At 62.5% G+C, this 18,254-nt stretch carries 15 protein-coding genes; 10 read left to right on the forward strand and 5 right to left on the reverse strand.

Annotation, left to right across the window (positions count from 1 at the left end; all coding sequences use genetic code 11):
• Positions 1–140 precede the first annotated feature (140 nt).
• Positions 141–2,102 carry an alpha/beta hydrolase family protein gene (locus MMAR10_RS03130; RefSeq protein ID WP_011642542.1) on the reverse strand — a complete coding sequence of 654 codons (1,962 nt, stop codon included), beginning with the start codon at positions 2,100–2,102 and terminating at the stop codon, positions 141–143.
• 456 nt (positions 2,103–2,558) lie between these two features.
• On the opposite strand from MMAR10_RS03130, the gene MMAR10_RS03135 reads away from it, so the two are divergent.
• Positions 2,559–3,791, forward strand: a complete 1,233-nt coding sequence (locus MMAR10_RS03135) for a serine hydrolase domain-containing protein (RefSeq protein WP_190273950.1) — start codon at positions 2,559–2,561, stop codon at positions 3,789–3,791.
• Between the two features lie 196 nt (positions 3,792–3,987).
• On the opposite strand, the gene groL is transcribed toward MMAR10_RS03135, so the two are convergent.
• Positions 3,988–5,643 (reverse strand): chaperonin GroEL, encoded by a 1,656-nt coding sequence (gene groL, locus MMAR10_RS03140; RefSeq protein ID WP_011642544.1) that lies wholly within the window; start codon positions 5,641–5,643, stop codon positions 3,988–3,990.
• 54 nt (positions 5,644–5,697) lie between these two features.
• Positions 5,698–5,985 carry a co-chaperone GroES gene (locus MMAR10_RS03145; protein WP_011642545.1) on the reverse strand — a complete coding sequence of 96 codons (288 nt, stop codon included), beginning with the start codon at positions 5,983–5,985 and terminating at the stop codon, positions 5,698–5,700.
• Positions 5,986–6,245: 260 nt separating this feature from the next.
• Here MMAR10_RS03145 and MMAR10_RS03150 point away from each other — a divergent pair, with 260 nt between their 5' ends.
• From MMAR10_RS03150 to MMAR10_RS03160, 3 genes are all read left to right on the forward strand, one after another.
• On the forward strand, positions 6,246–6,929 hold the full coding sequence (locus MMAR10_RS03150) for an OmpA family protein (RefSeq protein WP_011642546.1): 684 nt from the start codon (positions 6,246–6,248) through the stop codon (positions 6,927–6,929).
• A gap of 197 nt (positions 6,930–7,126) precedes the next feature.
• Entirely contained in the window at positions 7,127–8,347 is a 1,221-nt protein-coding gene (locus MMAR10_RS03155) for an EAL domain-containing protein (protein ID WP_011642547.1), read from the forward strand.
• Positions 8,348–8,394: 47 nt separating this feature from the next.
• Positions 8,395–9,246: a TIGR01459 family HAD-type hydrolase gene (locus MMAR10_RS03160; RefSeq protein WP_011642548.1), complete on the forward strand. Its 852-nt coding sequence runs from the start codon at positions 8,395–8,397 to the stop codon at positions 9,244–9,246.
• A gap of 12 nt (positions 9,247–9,258) precedes the next feature.
• Here the strand turns inward: MMAR10_RS03160 and MMAR10_RS03165 are convergent, their stop codons facing one another.
• Both MMAR10_RS03165 and MMAR10_RS03170 read right to left on the reverse strand, forming a co-directional pair.
• A complete protein-coding gene (locus MMAR10_RS03165; RefSeq protein ID WP_011642549.1) occupies positions 9,259–9,948 on the reverse strand; it encodes a protein phosphatase CheZ in 690 nt (229 codons plus the stop codon).
• A 54-nt stretch (positions 9,949–10,002) separates the two neighbouring features.
• Positions 10,003–10,389 carry a response regulator gene (locus MMAR10_RS03170; RefSeq protein ID WP_011642550.1) on the reverse strand — a complete coding sequence of 129 codons (387 nt, stop codon included), beginning with the start codon at positions 10,387–10,389 and terminating at the stop codon, positions 10,003–10,005.
• A gap of 154 nt (positions 10,390–10,543) precedes the next feature.
• Here MMAR10_RS03170 and MMAR10_RS03175 point away from each other — a divergent pair, with 154 nt between their 5' ends.
• The 6 genes from MMAR10_RS03175 (at position 10,544) to mutL (ending at position 18,254) form a co-directional block, all read left to right on the forward strand.
• Positions 10,544–10,954 carry a MaoC family dehydratase gene (locus MMAR10_RS03175; protein ID WP_267878575.1) on the forward strand — a complete coding sequence of 137 codons (411 nt, stop codon included), beginning with the start codon at positions 10,544–10,546 and terminating at the stop codon, positions 10,952–10,954.
• Between the two features lie 6 nt (positions 10,955–10,960).
• The gene (locus tag MMAR10_RS03180) at positions 10,961–11,905 is read left to right on the forward strand and encodes a bifunctional riboflavin kinase/FAD synthetase (RefSeq protein WP_011642552.1); all 945 of its coding nucleotides are present in this window, start codon (positions 10,961–10,963) and stop codon (positions 11,903–11,905) included.
• A gap of 180 nt (positions 11,906–12,085) precedes the next feature.
• On the forward strand, positions 12,086–15,058 hold the full coding sequence (ileS, locus tag MMAR10_RS03185; RefSeq protein WP_011642553.1) for an isoleucine--tRNA ligase: 2,973 nt from the start codon (positions 12,086–12,088) through the stop codon (positions 15,056–15,058).
• On the forward strand, positions 15,051–15,650 hold the full coding sequence (gene lspA, locus MMAR10_RS03190) for a signal peptidase II (RefSeq protein WP_011642554.1): 600 nt from the start codon (positions 15,051–15,053) through the stop codon (positions 15,648–15,650). Before ileS ends, lspA begins: the two co-directional genes overlap by 8 nt.
• Before the next feature lie 81 nt (positions 15,651–15,731).
• Positions 15,732–16,268 (forward strand): DUF3035 domain-containing protein, encoded by a 537-nt coding sequence (locus MMAR10_RS03195; RefSeq protein WP_150099701.1) that lies wholly within the window; start codon positions 15,732–15,734, stop codon positions 16,266–16,268.
• Between the two features lie 84 nt (positions 16,269–16,352).
• Positions 16,353–18,254, forward strand: a complete 1,902-nt coding sequence (mutL, locus tag MMAR10_RS03200; protein ID WP_011642556.1) for a DNA mismatch repair endonuclease MutL — start codon at positions 16,353–16,355, stop codon at positions 18,252–18,254.

Here is an 18,254-nt window from a genome sequence, read left to right on the forward strand (position 1 = left end):
GCGACCCGGCCATCCGCCGGTACGAGACATTGGTCGTCTTCACGACCCACAAATTCTCGACAGCCATCCCGATACCCGAACCGGCTTTACCGTTTCAGGCATCGGCCGGGACTGGATGTCCCGGCCTTGCCTTCGCTGGCCTATTCGGCCGGCGTTTCGTCCTGTTCACGCAGATAGGTGTCCAGGAAGCTCACATAGGCTTCTGACGCCGTGATCCGGTTTTCGCGGCGACGGAAGCCGTGACCTTCATCCGGGAAAAGGACGTATTCGACCGGAACGCCATTGGCGCGGACGGCTTCGACCAGCTCGTCGCTCTCCACTTGCAGCACGCGCGGATCATTGGCGCCCTGGATGACCAGCATCGGGCGGATCACGTTCTCGGCGTGGAAGAGCGGGGAGATGGCGTGGTGACGCTCCGCATCGGTGGCCGGATCGCCCATCTCGTCATAGAGGGCTTCACGGAAGCTCTCCCACCAGGGCGGGATCGAGGCGAGGGTCCGTTCCCAATTGGTGACACCGAAGATATTCACGCCGACCTCGAAGGCTTCCGGATGGAAGGTGAGGGCCGCCGCCGTCATGTAGCCGCCATAGGAGCCACCGATCACGCCAACTTCCTCGGCATTGACCCAGTCCTGTGTCCGCAGCCAGTCGCCGGCGGCGACAATGTCGCGCAGGTCTTCCTCGCCATGCCGGCGATCATCCATATGGAAGAAGGTCTTTCCATAGCCCGACGAGCCGCGATTATTGGCGGCGTAGACGGCATAGCCGTGATTGACGAGGTGCTGGATGGTGGCCGAATAGCCGATCCGGCTCTGCCCGCCCGGGCCACCATGGACCCAGACCAGGGCCGGCACCGGATTGTCGGCGCTGGCGCCATGCGGGCGATAGAGAATGCCCGGGATTTCCAGCCCGTCAAAGCTCTCGAAGCGGACCACTTGCGCATCGACCATCTCCGCTTCCGAAATCGCCGGGTTGAGCGCATTGGTCAGCTGGGCATGGGCCTGGCTGGCCAGATCGACCACATGGATATTGGACGGTGAGGTGGCGGAATTGATCAGGAAGGCGATTCGGCCTTCATCGCGCGAAAAGCGGACCGAGCTGATATCGCCGGCCGGGAGGTCGGGCAGGGCCAGGGTTTCGCCGCTCATGGTGTCTAGAATGGAGACCTCGGTGCGGGCATCTGCATTGATACCGGAGACCTGGTAGCGTCCGCTGTCGGAATAGATCACGAACTGGACGTCCCAATCGGCCTCGATCAGCGGCGCGGTGGTGCCGTCGGCCAGGTCATAAGTCCAGGCCTGGTTGAACTCGCCATGCTGGTCCGTCGCATAGACGAGCTGCGTGCTGTCCGGCGTGAACGTGTAGACGCCATGGGCGATATTGCCCTCATGGGCGGTGATCACGCTCGGTTCTGTCTCACCCGAGGCCAGGTCGAGCAGCAGGATGTCACTGTCGGCCGAGGTGCGGTTGCGCACGAGGGCCACCCAGCGACCATCCGGGCTGACATCGCCGATCTGCAGCGCGTCATCATTCTGGAACACAAAGCCGCTCTCATAGCTCAGCGTGTCATAGGCATAGATGTCCATGGCGCTCTGGTCGCGCTCATTGGTCATCAGCCACATATCATTGCCATCGGGAGACCAGCCGAGGAATTGCGCCCGGACTTCCTCGCCCGGCGTAATGTCATTGAGCCGGCCATCGAGCTCGCGCACGAAGATATGGCTGATCTCATTGCCGCCGCTATCGGCGGTGACGACTGCGCGGTCGTCAGTCGGAAACCAGGACAGGGCGAATGTGGCGTCTGTTTCGGAGGAGGTCAGCGCCTCGCGATCACCGGTCGAGGGATCAACGGCGTAGGCATTGAACACGCCGGTCTCGTCCGAGGAGATCAGGATGCGGCTGTCATCCGCCGACCAGGCAAAACCCGCCGATGAGGCCAGCGAGAAACTGGTGGTCTGGTGGAAGGTGGCGGCGTCATGGCGGGCAGCGGCTTCAGCTGCGGCCGGCGGCGTCTCGGCGGTTTCGGTGCCGGTCCCGGCCGGCTGGCAGGCGGCCAGAAGGCCGGCCAGGGCCAGGCTGGTGCTCATGGTCAGGCGTTTCATGTCATTCCCCTCGAATAGCTGTTGGCGCAAGCATACCTCGGAGAGGGGGACGTGTCGCAAGGCAAATGGAATATGTCCCCCTGCATGCCTTCCTTCTCCGCCGGGAGAAGGTGCCCCAAAGCGGCGGAAGAGGGGGATTGGTTTATTGGTACCGGGATTTACCCCTCACCCTGACCCTCTCCCAGGGGAAAGGGAAACGCCCCATCGGGACGGCCCTGCAAGTGCGCTCATTTTCGATGGGATAGGCAGCAAAAGTACCCGTCCTTTTCGCCGCCGGGACACCGGCCATAGGCCATGTCCCGGCTTTGAGGGGCTTCGACGACAGATGATGAAGGATTGGATCGGGGGATTGTCCCGGGCATGTCGTCCGCCGTCAGTGGGAAAGGACAGGGTCAACGCCATTGTCGACAAGTCGGGTGGGGCGGGGCAGGTTCAACCTTTGTAACAAGCGGGGAAATGATGCTGTTACCAACCAAGATTCTTGCCGGATCGGTCCTGAGCGTCTGTCTGTTGAGTTCGGCGTGTGCTGTTGAGCCGGAGCTCAATGCCTGCCGACTGGACGAAGTGGCTCTGAGCGATGCGATTGCGCGCTCCGAAGCATGGGTGGACGGATATTTCTCGCTCGTGGAGACACTGGCCGGAGGCGAGCATCATGGAACCAGCGTGGCGGTCAGTGCCTGTGGGCAGATAGTCTGGCAGGCCGGGTTTGGATTTGCCGATATCGAAGCACAAACGCCTGTGACGATTGATACGCTGTTCCGGGCGGGCAGTGTCGCCAAGACCTTGACCTCGCCGCTTCTGGTCCAGGCCGAGGCGCGGGGTGAGCTGGATCTGGACGCGGACATCCGGACGTATTTTCCGGCCTTTCCGCCAAAGGAGCATGAATTTTCGACACGTCAGCTGGCCGGCCACACAGCGGGGATACGCCATTATTGGGGCGATGAGTTTGCCAGCAATGTCGCCTATGAGACCGTCTCTGACGGGCTGGTGATCTTTCAGGATGATCCACTCGAATTCGAGCCAGGCACCCAATACTCCTATTCCAGCTACGGCTGGAATTTGTTGAGTGCTGTGGTCGAGGGCGCGACTGGCCGGGACTATCTCGAACTGATGCAGACTGATGTGTTTGATCCGGCCGGAATGGACAGCACATTCGCCGAGGGGCGCGCGGACACACCTGGCGGGCAGGTGACCTATTATCTCTACGACCAGGAAGGTCAGGCGATGGTCGTTGCTCCGCCTGTGAATAATTCGATCAAATGGGCGAGCGGTGGCTTTGTCTCGACGCCGACCGATTTGCTGCGCTTTGGTCTGGCGATGGAGGATGGCACCTTGGTGTCTCCCGAGGCTTATGAAGCCATGCGCGAAACGATGCATACGGCTGATGGCGCGGCCACCAATTACGGACTGGGCTGGGCAATCGACATGATTCCGCGCCAGCTGCAGAGAACGGCCCAGATTTACTCTGAAGAGGATGTCGCTCGAACCACGGCGATCTTTGACGGCATGATCAGCTATGGTCATACCGGCGGTTCCATGGGCAGTACGACGGTCTTTCTCTCGGCGCAGGATGACGACACCACCTTCACCGTGGCTGCGATGAGCAATTCGGGTATCGGACCGGCCTATGCGGTATCGGTATTGGGAGAGTTCGTTGCTGCGTCGCAGGCGGCTCGTGCCGTGGAGTAGCAGACGGCGACAGATCACTTTTCGAGAGGTCTCGCCCGAATGAAGAAGGCCGCCCCGTTTCCGGGGCGGCCTTCTTCATGGTGTCTCAGCCGGGCTCAGGCGCATGATGGGCGGACTCATGCGGGCATGGCCAAAAGAAAAGGGCCGCCCCATCGGGACGGCCCTTTCCTTTCAGTCGGTCAGGTGACCGGCATGATTACATCATGCCGCCCATGCCACCCATTCCGCCCATGCCGCCCATGTCAGGCATGCCGCCACCGGCGCCTTCTTCCTTCGGGGCGTCAGCCACGGCAGCTTCCGTGGTGATCAGCAGGGAGGCGACGGAGGCCGCGTCCTGCAGGGCTGTGCGGACAACCTTGGCCGGGTCGATCACACCGAAGGCGAGCATGTCGCCATATTCTTCGGTCTGGGCGTTGAAGCCGAAGGTCGCGGAGGGGTTTTCCATGACCTTGCCGACCACGATCGAACCTTCGACACCGGAATTGGTGGCGATCTGACGGATCGGGGACTGCAGGGCGCGGGCCACGATGGCGATACCCTGGGTCTGGTCAGCATTGTCGCCTTCCAGGCCGGCCAGCTTGGCGGAGGCCTTCAGGAGGGCAACGCCGCCGCCCGGAACAATGCCTTCTTCAACCGCAGCGCGGGTGGCATTGAGGGCGTCGTCGACGCGGTCTTTCTTTTCTTTCACTTCGATCTCGGTGGCACCGCCAACCTTGATCACGGCCACACCGCCGGCCAGCTTGGCCAGACGTTCCTGCAGCTTCTCACGGTCGTAATCGGAGGTGGTTTCCTCGGACTGGCGACGGATCTGCGTGACGCGAGCTTCGATCTGGGCCTTGTCACCGACACCGTCGACGATCGTGGTGTCGTCCTTGGTGATGTTGACGCGCTTGGCCGAGCCGAGCATGTCGAGCGTGACGGTTTCCAGCTTGATGCCGAGGTCTTCGGAGATGACCTGGCCGCCGGTCAGGATGGCGAGATCTTCCAGCATCGCCTTGCGACGATCGCCGAAGCCCGGTGCCTTGACGGCAGCGATCTTCAGGCCGCCACGCAGCTTGTTGACCACGAGGGTGGCCAGGGCTTCGCCTTCAACGTCTTCCGCGATGATCAGCAGCGGACGCGAGGACTGAACCACAGCTTCCAGGATCGGCAGCATCGGCTGCAGCGAGGTCAGTTTCTTTTCGAAGAGCAGGATGTAGGGCTCTTCCATCTCGACCTGCATCTTGTCAGCGTCGGTGATGAAGTAAGGCGACAGGTAGCCACGGTCGAACTGCATGCCTTCGACGACATCGAGTTCGGTTTCCAGGGACTTGGCTTCCTCGACGGTGATGACACCCTCTTTGCCGACCTTGTCCATGGCCTTGGCGATCATTTCGCCGATATCGCTCGCGCCATTGGCAGAGATGGTGCCGACCTGGGCAACTTCACTGGAGTCCTTGACCGGGGTGGAGCTGGCCTTGATGTCGTCCATGACGATGGCGACGGCCTTGTCGATACCGCGCTTGAGGTCCATCGGGTTCATGCCGGCAGCAACCGACTTCATGCCTTCGCGGACGATGGACTGGGCCAGGACCGTGGCGGTCGTGGTGCCGTCACCGGCGACGTCATTGGTCTTGGAAGCGACTTCGCGCAGCATTTGCGCGCCCATGTTCTCGAACTTGTCAGCCAGTTCGATTTCCTTGGCGACGGAGACGCCGTCCTTGGTGGTGCGCGGTGCGCCGAAGGATTTCTCGATGACCACGTTGCGGCCCTTGGGACCGAGCGTGACCTTGACAGCATTGGCGAGGATATCGACGCCGCGCAGCATGCGTTCACGCGCGTCGGAGCCGAAAAGTACGTCTTTGGCAGCCATTGGACTATTTCCGTTCTTCTAGCTTGAGAGGGGTGTTCGGATCGGGTGTGCGGCTTACGCCATCACGCCGAGAATGTCGGACTCTTTCATGATCAGCAGCTCGACACCGTCAACGGTGACTTCGGTGCCGGACCATTTGCCGAACAGGATGCGATCGCCGGCCTTGACGTCGAGCGGACGCACCGAACCGTCTTCCTTGATGGCGCCGCCGCCGATGGCGACAACTTCGCCTTCTTGCGGCTTTTCCTTGGCCGTATCCGGGATGATGATCCCACCCTTGGTCGTGGACTCTTCTTCGACGCGCTTCACCAGCACGCGATCGTGCAGAGGACGAAAAGTCATCTTGGTCTATCTCCAAACAGAGGACTGAAGGTTTCTGGCATCCGGACAGGGTAGGTTAGCACTCACCCCATCCGACTGCTAACAGCGGCGGAGATAGGAGGCGGAGGGCGGAACGTCAAGAGGTCGGGGATGCATTTGCAGCGCAACCAAATGCCTGTCAGCCTGCGTTCATCTTGCGAAAGATAAATCCGGCCATTGCCATGCCTGTCATATAAATCGATATGATAGACATCGAGTAGCGTTACCGAGAGGGAAACACCATGCAACTCCGTCCAACCATGCTTCGCACCACCGTTCTCACAGTCGCAGCCCTGACCATGGCCGCCTGCACGACCACCGACCCCTATACCGGCGAAACCCGGGCCAACAATACGGGCCGGGGAGTCCTGCTGGGCGCCGCAGCCGGCGCCGCATTGGGCTATCTCACCAACACCAATGACAGCGAAGAGGGCCGCACCAACGCCCTGATCGGTGCCGGTATCGGTGCGCTCGCCGGTGGTGCCATCGGCAATTACATGGACCGCCAGGAAACGGCCATGCGCGAAGCCCTGTCCGACACCGGCGTCGGTGTCCGCCGTGAAGGCAATGACCTGCGCCTGATCATGCCGGGCGATGTCACCTTCGCCACCAATTCCGCAGACATCCAGGGCCAGTTCTATGGCATCCTCAGCGATGTCTCGACGGTGCTGAACCGCTACCCGGCCACCTATGTGGACGTGGTTGGTCATGCCGACTCCGTTGGCGCTGCCGACTACAACCAGCAGCTTTCCGAGCGCCGGGCCCTGTCGGTCGGCAATTACCTGATCGCCCAGGGCGTTCTGCGCGACCGTTTCTACATTGCCGGCATGGGCGAGCGGTCTCCGATCGCATCCAATGAGACGGCAGCCGGTCGCCAGCAAAACCGTCGTGTGGAAATCCTGATCCGGCCGCACGCTTCGTCCTGATTTCACTGATTCTCCACAGAATTGACAGCGGCCCGCCGGATTGGCGGGCCGCTTTAATTTATGCATGGTGTTTTATTTCAGATGGTTAGGCCTGTTTGAGGCCGGTGTGGTTTACCTTCGTTAACCAAACGACAACTCGTGACGACGCAGCTTAACCTGCAAGCACACCTGACGACCCGCTGATTCGAAGGCCCGACATGCCCCGCGCATCCGACATCTTGATCCTCCTGACCTACATCACCATCGCCGGCGTGGCCGCGATCGGTTTCGAGTTTTTCGGGCTGATGCCGACGCTGAATGCCTGGATGATGGGGGCGATCGTCTTCATTGTGGCCGGCATGGCGCATTCTGCTGCCGCGCGTGGCCAGGAGCGGCGTGTCCTGGAAACAGAGATCCATGAGCTCAAGGCCGCCAATCTGGCCCTGGCCGAAGAGTTCGAGGCCGCCCAAGCCCGCATTGACGAGATCGCCGACGAATTGCGGACCGAATCTGTCGAGCGCGACAACGCGCTGGTCCATGAAGTCAAAGTTCTGGAAGACCTGGTTCGGCGCGTCGGACCGGCCGGGACACAAACGCGGACCGAGACTGCCACCGTCAGCACGGCGCGAACGGATATAGAGACTGTCCGCGAGGCCTTGGCCGCCAACCGGGTCGATCTCTACCTGCAGCCGGTGGTGACCCTGCCGCAGCGCCGGACGGCCTTCTATGAAAGCTATACCCGCCTGCGCGATGCGACCGGTCGGATTCTGGCGCCGGGCGCCTTTATGTCCGCCGCCGAAGAGGCCGGCCTGATGGCCGAGGTCGACAATCTCCTGCTGTTCCGCTGCGTGCAGATCGTGCGCCGCCTGACAGGTCAGGACCGCAAGGTCGCGATTTTCTGCAATGTCTCGCTGAACTCCCTGTCGGACGAGACCTTCTTCCCGGAATTCCTCGACTTCATCCGCCAGAACAAGGACCTGTCCGGCTCACTCATATTCGAGATTTCCCAGAAGGCCTTCGAGGAACGCGACGCCATTGCCGCCCGTAACATGGCGCGGATGGCCGATTTCGGCTTCCGCTTCTCGATCGACCAGATCGCCCATGTCGAGCTGGATCTGACCGAAATGGAGCGCGCGGGTGTCCGCTTCGCCAAGATCGGCGGCCGTCGCCTGCTCGACGCCATCGACAATTACGAGTCCATCGCCGGCTACGAGGCCGGCGCAATTGCGACCGAGGATCTGGCTGGTCTGTTCGGGCGTCATGGTATCGAGCTCATTGTCGACAAGATCGAGGATGAAGCGACCGTGGTTGAGGTGCTGGAGATGGATGTCGCCTACGGGCAGGGCCATTTGTTCGGCGAGCCGCGCCCGGTTCGCGATGACATGCTGGAAACGACACCGCGTGACGGCGGCTCCAATGTCATCCAGATGTCGGCTTGATCGACACGGCGATTGACCCCGGGCGAGCAGCCTGCTTCAAGCGCTCCATGTTTCCAGAACTCGCCACGCTCGGCCCGCTCCGCGACCGCTACGACACGCTCTATTGCGACGTCTGGGGCGTCATCCGCGACGGCACGGACCTGTTGCCGGAAGCGGTTGAGGCCCTGATCCGCTTTCGCGAGACTGGCGGGCGTGTCTGCCTGGTCTCCAATTCGCCGCGCCGCAGCAGCTCGCTGGCACATTTCCTGACCGATATGGGGCTTCCGGACGAGGCGACCGACGCCATCGTGACGTCCGGGGACGCCATCCGCGAGGAATTGGTCAAACGCTCGCCGGGCAGGGCGTTGAATATCGGCCCCGAGCGCGATGGCAGCCTCTATGAGGGGCTGGCGCTGGAGTTCACCGGTATCGAAGACGCTGACTTCATTTCCTGTACAGGCCCTGACGACTACCTCAATGGCCGGCCGGAAGACTATGATGCGGTGTTGGCGAGAGCGCTCGATCGGGGTCTGGACCTGGTCTGCGCAAACCCGGATATCGTCGTGCAGTCCGGAAACCGACTGATTTTCTGTGCCGGCGCCATTGCCCGGCATTATCGGCGGATGGGCGGGACCAGCATTGTTGCGGGAAAACCGCACAGGCCCATCTATGCCCTGGCCAGGGCTGCACTCGAAGCGCGGGGCTTTGCGGTGGACCTGACGCGTGTCCTGGCGATCGGCGACGGGCCGGAGACCGATGTTGAAGGGGCGACCCGGGCCGGCGTCGACTGTCTGTTCATCGCCGGCGGGATCCTCGGCGAAACGCTTGACGGCGGCCGTCTCGATGTCGAGACAGCCGCCGCCGCACTGAAGGATTACGGTGTCACCGCCCGCTTTGTCGCGGACCGGCTCACCTGGTAGGTCAGTCGCGGATCAATCGAACAGGGAGTCGATTGAACCCTGGTCCAGGTCTGAAGCCGGAGCGGCATCGGCGAACATTGCGTCGATATCATCCTGGCTGGTTTCCGGGCCGCCGATCGCCGGACCATTGAGCAGCAGCTCGCGGGCCCGTTTTTCCTCGGCGGTTTCCTCGGACACCTGGTCGGCATCACGGACACCCATGACGTCGGCAAAGCGGGACACGCGGTCTTCCACGTGGCGCAGCGAAGTGACGACCTTGGACACGCGTTGTCCGGCAAGGTCCTGGAAGCTGCACGCCTCGATGATGGTCATCATGCGGGCCTCGACGCTGGCGCGGTAGGCGTCATAGTCGGCTTCATCGTCACAGAGCACAGCTTCCGCTTCGCTCATGATGGTCTCGGTCGCCCGTTCGGTATCCCCGACGACAGCCTCGAGTTCCTGGCCGGCCGAAGGGATGCGCGAGGTCTTGATATCGTTCGGCCGCAAGGCCGCGATCTCGTCACGGGTTCGCGAGATATATTCCGCGATATAATTGAATTCCTGGCAGATCGACTGGTCGAGGGAGCTGAAGAACAGCTTCATCGTATCCGTCAGCTGGTGGGCCAGCTTCAGGACTTCCATGATCTGGGCATCCTGCAGATCGCTCGCCTTCAGTGAAGCGAGTGAGGTGCGGACTTGCGCGGCAACATTGGCGGCGGGCATGGGGCCCTCCTTCCTTTGCAGACTCAAACGAGGATTGGGCGGATCATCCGGCGACTAGAAGTCGCCGAGAACCGCAGCCATCTTCGATTTGAGAGTTCCGGCGTTGAAGGGCTTCACGATGTAATTGTTCACACCGGCCCGTTTCGCCGCGACCACGTTTTCGGTCTTGGATTCTGCGGTTACCATGATGAAGGGCGTCGCCTTCATGCTTTCGTCGGCGCGAACCTTTTGCAGAAGCTCGTAGCCCGTCATGGGCTCCATGTTCCAGTCTGAGATCACCAGACCGTACTTGTTTTCCTGCATTTTCGCGTATGCTTCCTGGCCATCGGCGGCCTCGTCCACATTTTCGAACCCAATCTGCTTGAGCAGGTTGCGAATAATGCGGATCATGGTTTTGTAGTCATCCACGACCAGGATCGGCATCGTCATTTCGACAGCCATGCTTAGTCTCCATCCACTCGGCGCGTTTACACTAGGACAGCTTGTTCCGCTGTCTTCAGCTAGGACCCTAGACAATCGCGGATAAAAATCGGTTAAAGCGGATACAAAGATGGAGTCACCGATGTCGGACGTGCGCAGTATCGCCCTCGATGAAATGGAAATAGGCCTTTCCGCAGAGGCAGTTAGGACTGTCACTGAGGAAGATTTGGATATGTTCGCCAAGGTGTCAGGGGATTATAATCCCGTGCACATGGACGAAGAATTTGCCCGCGCGACGCCATTTCGGGGCCGAATTGCGCATGGTGCGCTCGTCGCGTCCTATATTTCCGGGGTGCTCGGAAACCAGCTGCCCGGACCGGGCGCCATCTTCCTTGGCCTGAACATGCGCTTCTTCCATCCCACCCGGATCGGTGACGAGGTCCGCACCCGTGTCGAGGTGAAGTCGGTCGATCTCAAATCGCGCAAGGCGGTCATGGATTGCACCTGTTATGTCGGTGACAAGCTGACCATGCAGGCCGAGGCCGAGGTCATGGTCCGCAAACGCCACCGCAAGGCGGGTGACTGATCACCCATGAAGGTCCTGCGAGGTCATAGCGGACTGCCGCAGGATGATCGCGGTGCGGTCATTGCCCTGGGCAATTTCGATGGCGTCCATATGGGGCATCGTCATGTGATCGGCCTTGCCGCTGATCTGGCGCAATCCCTGGACGCACCGCTTGGTGCCGCCCTGTTCGATCCGCATCCGCGCCGCTTCTTCGCCCCGGACGCGCCGGCCTTCCGCCTGATGGGCACCGGCCGTCGCAATCGCATCCTTGAGAGTCTGGGCGTGCAGCAGCTTCATGTCCTGCCCTTCTCGATGGGCATGGCAAGGATGACACCCGCCGATTTCGTCGACACGGTCCTGGCGGGCGGGCTGGGCATTGCCGGGATTGTCACCGGCGAGGATTTCCGCTTCGGGGCTGGTCGAACCGGCGCCACCGATGATCTGGCCCGGCTGTGTGCCGGGCACGGAATCAAGACCGCTTTTGCCGAGCTTCATGGCAATGGTGCCGACAAGGTCTCGTCAACACGGATCCGCAAGGCCATCCATGATGGTGACATGCAGGCCGCCGCGACATTGTTGGGTACGCCTTGGGCCGTCGAGGGTGTTGTCCGGCGCGGCGACCAGCGCGGCCGGACCATCGGTTTTCCCACCGCCAATCTGACACTGGGTGACTATGTCCGGCCAGACTACGGAGTTTACGCGGTCCGTGTCGGTATTGATGGCGACACACCGTCGCTGGCCGGTGTTGCCAATATCGGCAAGCGCCCGACGGTCGATGGTGCGACCGAGCTGCTGGAAGTCCACCTGCTGGACTGGTCCGGTGATCTTTATGGCCGGACGCTGGAGGTCGAGTTCTTCGATCATCTGCGCTCGGAAAAGCGGTTCGATGGTCTCGATGCCCTGAAGGTGCAGATCGCTGAGGACGCCGCCGCGGCGCGCCGTGTGCTGAGCGCCCTGTCTGGACCGGCCTGACGGGCTCTGTTAAACGCGAGGCATGGTCTCGATGTCCCGGTTGATATGCCCGGCTGCGCCTGTCGCCGCCAACGCCTTCGGGCGAATTACCGGCCCGGGCCGCCGCGTTTGACGTGGGCGGTTCCGGGACATGTCCTGCCTTGAACCCATGACGACAAAAGACCGCAAGGATCCGATCCGATGACGGACACGCCCTCGAAGACTGGCGCGACAGACGCCGGTCGCGACTACAAAGACACGCTCTTCCTGCCGACCACCGAATTCCCGATGCGCGCCGGCCTGCCCAAGCGCGAACCGGAATGGCTGGAACGCTGGAATTCTCTCGACCTCTACAAGCGCATGCGCGCTGACAGCGCCGGCCGCGAGCGCTGGGTGCTGCATGACGGCCCGCCCTATGCCAATGGACATATCCATATCGGCACCGGTCAGAACAAGATCCTCAAGGATATCGTCGTCCGCTCGCACCAGATGCTCGGCTTCGACGCCCCCTACCGTCCGGGCTGGGACTGTCACGGCCTGCCGATCGAGTGGAAGGTCGAACAGAATTTCCGCGCCAAGGGGCGCAACAAGGACGATATCCCGGTCAAGGAATTCCGCGCCGAATGTCGCCGCTATGCCAGCGAATGGGTCGGCGTCCAGTCGTCCGAATTCCAGCGCCTGGGCGTCAATGGTGAGTGGGATGATCCCTACACCACCATGGCCTTCGAGGCTGAGTCGGCGATCGTGCGGGAATTCCTCGCCTTTGTGGAACAGGGCCTGGTCTATTGCGGGTCTGCTCCGGTGATGTGGTCGCCGGTCGAGAAGACCGCCCTGGCCGAGGCCGAGGTCGAATACCAGGACAAGGTGTCGTCGACGATCTTCGTGCGCTTCCCCGTTCGCGGTGTGCGCAAGGACGGTTCGGCCATCCCGAAGACCTGTATCGGTGCCCATGTCGTGATCTGGACGACGACGCCGTGGACCATCCCGGGCAATCGCGCGATCTGTTTCTCGCCGGACATCAGCTATGGCCTCTACAAGGTCACCGGCGTTGATGGCGGTGAGTTCAAGCCCTGGGCCATGCCGGGCGATACGTTGATCGTGGCCGATGCGCTGTGGGAAGAGACCGCCAAGGCCGCGATGATCGGTAATTGGGAACGGGTCGACACCATCGACCCGGCCGGTTTCGTCTGCTCGCACCCCCTGTCCGAGCTCGACCGCTTCTGGAGCTATCCCGTGCCCCTGCTGCCGGGCGAGCATGTGACCGACGAGGCCGGTACCGGCTTCGTGCATACCGCGCCCAGCCACGGTGCCGAGGACTATGTCGCCTGGATGGCCTTCCCGGAATGGCATGACAAGGATGCGCCGGTCCCGCACATGGTCGACGAGAACGGTGCATACTATCCGCATGTGCCGGTCTTCGCCGGGCTGAACATCATCCGTCTGGATGGCAAGAAGCAGGGCCAGGACGGGCCGGCCAACAAGACCGTGATGGACGAGCTGATCGTGCAGGGCAAACTGCTCGCGCGTGGCCGTCTCGAGCATTCCTACCCGCATTCCTGGCGCTCCAAGGCACCGGTCATCTTCCGCAATACGCCGCAATGGTTCGTCGCCATCGACCGGCCGATGAAGTCGGGCGGAACCCTGCGCGAAAAAGCCCTCAAAGGCATCTCGGAGACGACCTTCACGCCGAAAGTCTCGGAAAACCGCATCCGCTCCATGGTCGAACAGCGGCCTGACTGGCTGATCTCACGCCAGCGCGCCTGGGGCGTGCCGCTGACCATGTTCGTTGAAAAGGGCACCACCCGCGTCCTCAACGACCCGAAGGTCAATGAGCGCATCATCGACGCGGTCGCTGCCGACGGCGCCGACGCCTGGTTCGAACGTCCCGCCGCGGAGTTCCTCGGCTCGGATTATGACGCGGACGCGTATGAGAAGATCACCGACATCCTTGATGTCTGGTTCGACAGTGGCTGTACCCATGCCTTCGCGCTGGAGCCGCGGGCGGATCAGAAATGGCCGGCGGATCTCTATCTTGAAGGCTCCGACCAGCATCGCGGCTGGTTCCAGTCCTCGCTTCTGGAAAGCGCCGGTACGCGCGGGCGGGCCCCTTATGACGCCGTGCTGACCCATGGTTTCGTGATGGCAGGTGACGGTCGCAAGATGTCCAAGTCCCTGGGCAATACGCTCGCGCCCAACGAGATCGCCAAGAAGTACGGCATCGAGATCATGCGGCTGTGGGTTTCGGCCCAGGACTTCACCGATGATCTGCGCATCTCCGAGGAGATCCTGCAGACCTCGGTCGATGCCTACCGCAAGATGCGCAACACGCTGCGCTACCTGCTCGGCGCCCTGCACAGCTATGACGCGACGGTCGAGCATCTCCCGCACGACCGCATGCCTTCGCTCGAGCGCTTCATGCTGCACCGTCTGCACGAGCTCGATGGCGTGGTCCGCGAGGGGTATGAGAGCTACGACTTCAAGAAGGTCTATTCGGCGCTGTTCAATTTCTGCGTCGTCGACCTGTCGGCCTTCTATCTCGATATCCGCAAGGACAGCCTGTATTGCGACCGCCCGGACGATGATCGCCGCAAGGCCTGCCGCTCGGTCATGCACGAGATCTTCATGCGGCTCACCGCCTGGCTGGCGCCGATCATGCCTTTCACCATGGAAGAGGCCTGGCTGACACGCTTCCCGTCCGAGGATGACAGTGTCCACCTGCGCACCTTCCCGAAAACACCGGGAGACTGGCAGGACGGGGCGCTGGCCGAAAACTGGCGCACCATCCGTCGCCTGCGCCGGGTCGTGAACGGAGCGCTGGAAGTCGAGCGTCGCGAAAAGCGGATCGGCTCCAGTCTCGAAGCGGCGCCGCAGGTTTTCGTCACAGATGCCGCCTATCGCGCGGCCCTGGCTGCGGAGACTGGTGGCGATGTCGATGAGTTCGTCGCCGAGATCGGTATCACCAGCCAGGCCTATCTGGTGGATGGCGAGGCGCCGGACGGGGCCTTCCGTCTCGACGATGTTGCCGATATCGCGGTCGTGCCGGGTCGGGCCAAGGGCGCCAAATGTGCCCGCTCGTGGAAATACTCGACCGAGATCGGTGCCGATCCGCGCTATCCCGAGCTGAGCCCGCGCGATGCCGATGCGGTCGCCTGGTGGGACAAGGCGAATGCCTGATTGGGCGAGTGAGATCCGGCGGCGTTTTGCCGCGTCGCCGGTCCCGCGCCTGGGTCTGGGCATCGCCGCTGTGGTTCTGATCCTCGACCAGCTCACCAAATGGTGGGTGTTGGCGGGTCTCAATTTCTCGCCCGCCGGTTGCCTGGACTATCAACGCGCCGAGGGCGCCGAGCGCCTGACGCTGGCCAATACCTGCGGCCATATCGAAGTGTCGCCGATCTTTGACCTGACCATGGTCTGGAACAAGGGGGTCAGCTTCGGACTTTTGGGCGCTGACGGGCCACTGGGCCGGACGATTCTGATCGCCTTTTCGGTATTGGTTGCCATCGGCCTGATCGCCGGGCTCCTGAATGCCGGGCCGATCCGCGCCACGCGCCGGCTCCAGGGCGTCGCGTTCGGCTTTATCATTGGCGGTGCCCTTGGCAATGCCATTGATCGGGGGCTCTACGGTGCTGTTGTCGATTTCCTCAATTTTTCGGACGTTTACTTTCCCTACGTCTTCAATATCGCGGATGTCGGGATCAATCTCGGCGTCGCCGCGATCATCCTCGACATTTTTCTCAATGACAGAAAGCCGGCGTCCGGCACCTAGTGTGGATTCCGGGGTGGAGTGATGACCCGGCTTTGGGTTAAACTGCCGCCAACAGAAATTCGGAGTCTCACAGAGATGCGTATGCGTACTGCTCTTATCGCCGCGACCACCGCGGCCATCGCCCTTTCCGGCTGCAGCAATGTCTCGCGCGCGCTCGGCGCCGAGCGTTCGACGCCGGATGAGTTCCGTACCGTGACCATCGCCCCGCTGACCGTCCCGCCGGAATACAATCTGCGCCCGCCGCGTCCCGGTGAGCCGCGTCCGGACGAGATCTATCCCGACCAGCAGGCCCGTGCGGCCCTGCTCGGTTCGCAAGGGGCTTTCGAAGGCTCTGACGCCGAGGCCCTTCTGGTCGCCCGCGCCAATGGCGGTTCGGCCGACCCCTTCATCCGCTCCATCATTGATGGTGAGATGGCCAGCGTCGTCCGCAAGAATCGCAGCTTCGCCGATCAGGTGCTGTTCTGGCGCAATGGCGAGTATCGCCCGCAAGGCGATGCCACGCCGCTGGATGCCGAGGCGGAAGCCCTGGCCCAGGAGCGTATCCTGAATGTCACCGGTGGTGGCGATGTGGAAATCGAGCGCGACCGTCGCTTGCTTCCCAAGCTGCCGGGCCTTTGATCCGGACTTGTCACGTCTGACGGTCTGACCGTCCGACCGATGCTCCCACTTGACCGACTCGGGGCCAGCCAAGAGGCTGGCCTCATGTCTTTGGCCATGACCCAACCCATCATCCGACGCCTGCCACCGGAAACGGTGAACCGAATTGCTGCCGGCGAAGTCGTCGAGCGGCCGGCCTCTGTCGTCAAGGAATTGGCCGAGAATGCGCTGGATGCCGGTGCCCGCCGCATCGACATCACCGCCGAGGGCGGTGGCCTGGTTCGCCTGCTGATCGAGGATGACGGCAAGGGCATGAGCCCGGCCGAGCTCGAACTGTGTATCGAGCGTCACGCCACGTCCAAACTCCCGGTCGGTGAAAACGGCGCCGACGATCTGCTCAACATCTCCACGATGGGCTTTCGCGGCGAGGCGCTGCCATCAATCGGCTCGATCGCGCGCCTGTCGATCACGACACAGGCCAAGGGCAAGGGTGATGCCTGGGCGATCCTGGTCGAGGGTGGCAAGACCAATGGCATCGCGCCAGCTGCGCCGCTGGGACGCGGCGGTACGCGGATCGAGGTGCGGGACCTCTTCTACGCCACGCCGGCACGCCTGAAATTTCTCAAGTCCGAACGCTCGGAAAATCTCGGCATCACCGATGTGGTCAAGCGCATGGCGATGTCGCGGCCCGATGTCGGCTTCTTCCTCACCCTGGACGGCCGCAAACGCCTGTCCGTCGCCGCCGAACGCGGCGAGGGCGCTGATGCGCGCATTGCCCGCATGTCGGCCATTCTGGGCGCTGATTTCGGCGAGAATGCCCTCGAGGTCGACCAGACCCGGGAGGGCGTGCGTATTTTCGGTTTTGCCAGCCTGCCGACCTATTCGCGCGGCAATGCCATGCACCAATATCTCTTCGTCAATGGCCGGCCCGTTCGCGACAAGCTGCTGGGCGGTGCCGTGCGCGGTGCCTATCAGGACTTCCTCGCCCGCGACCGTCACCCGGTCGTGGCACTGAATGTAGAGCTGCCGACCGATGAGGTCGACGTCAATGTCCATCCGGCCAAGGCCGAGGTCCGCTTCCGCGACGCCGCCCTGGTGCGCGGCCTGATCGTTGGGTCCCTGCGCCATGCCCTGGCCGGGGCCGGACACCGCGCTTCGACCACGGTCGCCGGCTATGCGCTGGGTCGGGTGCGCCCGGAAGGCTATCAGCCGCCGCAACCGCCACCGGGCGGCTATCAGTCCCATACCAACAGCCTGGCCGGCTGGGGCGCACCGCGACCGCCGTCAGAGCCGGTCCAGGACCGCGTCTTCGATCCCGGCATGTCGGCCCGCGTTGAACCGGACCAGCCCGCCTATGACGGCGGTATGGGCGAGATGCCGCAAGCTGGGTTCGACCCGGCGCAACAGCCCTCCGCCCCGCCACTGGACTGGCCGCTTGGCGTGGCCCGGGCGCAATTGCACGAGACCTATGTCGTCGCCCAGACCGGCGATGGCATCGTCATCGTCGACCAGCACGCCGCCCATGAACGCCTCGTCTATGAGCGCATGAAAAAGATGATCGCCGAGACCGGGGTCCAGCGTCAGCGCCTTCTGGTGCCGGAAATCGTCAATCTCGACGAAGCCGAGGCGCGCCGCCTGCTCGAGCGCGGCGAGGAGCTGGAAGAACTCGGCCTGGTCATCGAAGCCTTCGGCCAGGGCGCCATTGCCGTCCGCGAAACGCCGTCCTTGCTGAAAAAGCTCAACATCCAGGGCCTGATCCGCGACCTCGCCGACGATCTCGCCGAGTATGATCAGGCGCTCTCCCTGAAAGAAAAGCTGGAAGACGTCGTCGGCACCATGGCCTGCCACGGCAGTGTCCGCTCCGGCCGCCGCCTCACCGGCGAGGAAATGAACGCCCTTCTGCGCGAAATGGAAGCCACGCCGCATTCCGGCCAATGCAATCACGGGCGGCCGACTTATGTGGAACTCAAGCTGAGCGATATCGAGCGGCTGTTCGGGCGGCGCTGA

It is taken from the genome of Maricaulis maris MCS10, from assembly GCF_000014745.1.
GTDB lineage: Bacteria > Pseudomonadota > Alphaproteobacteria > Caulobacterales > Maricaulaceae > Maricaulis > Maricaulis maris_A.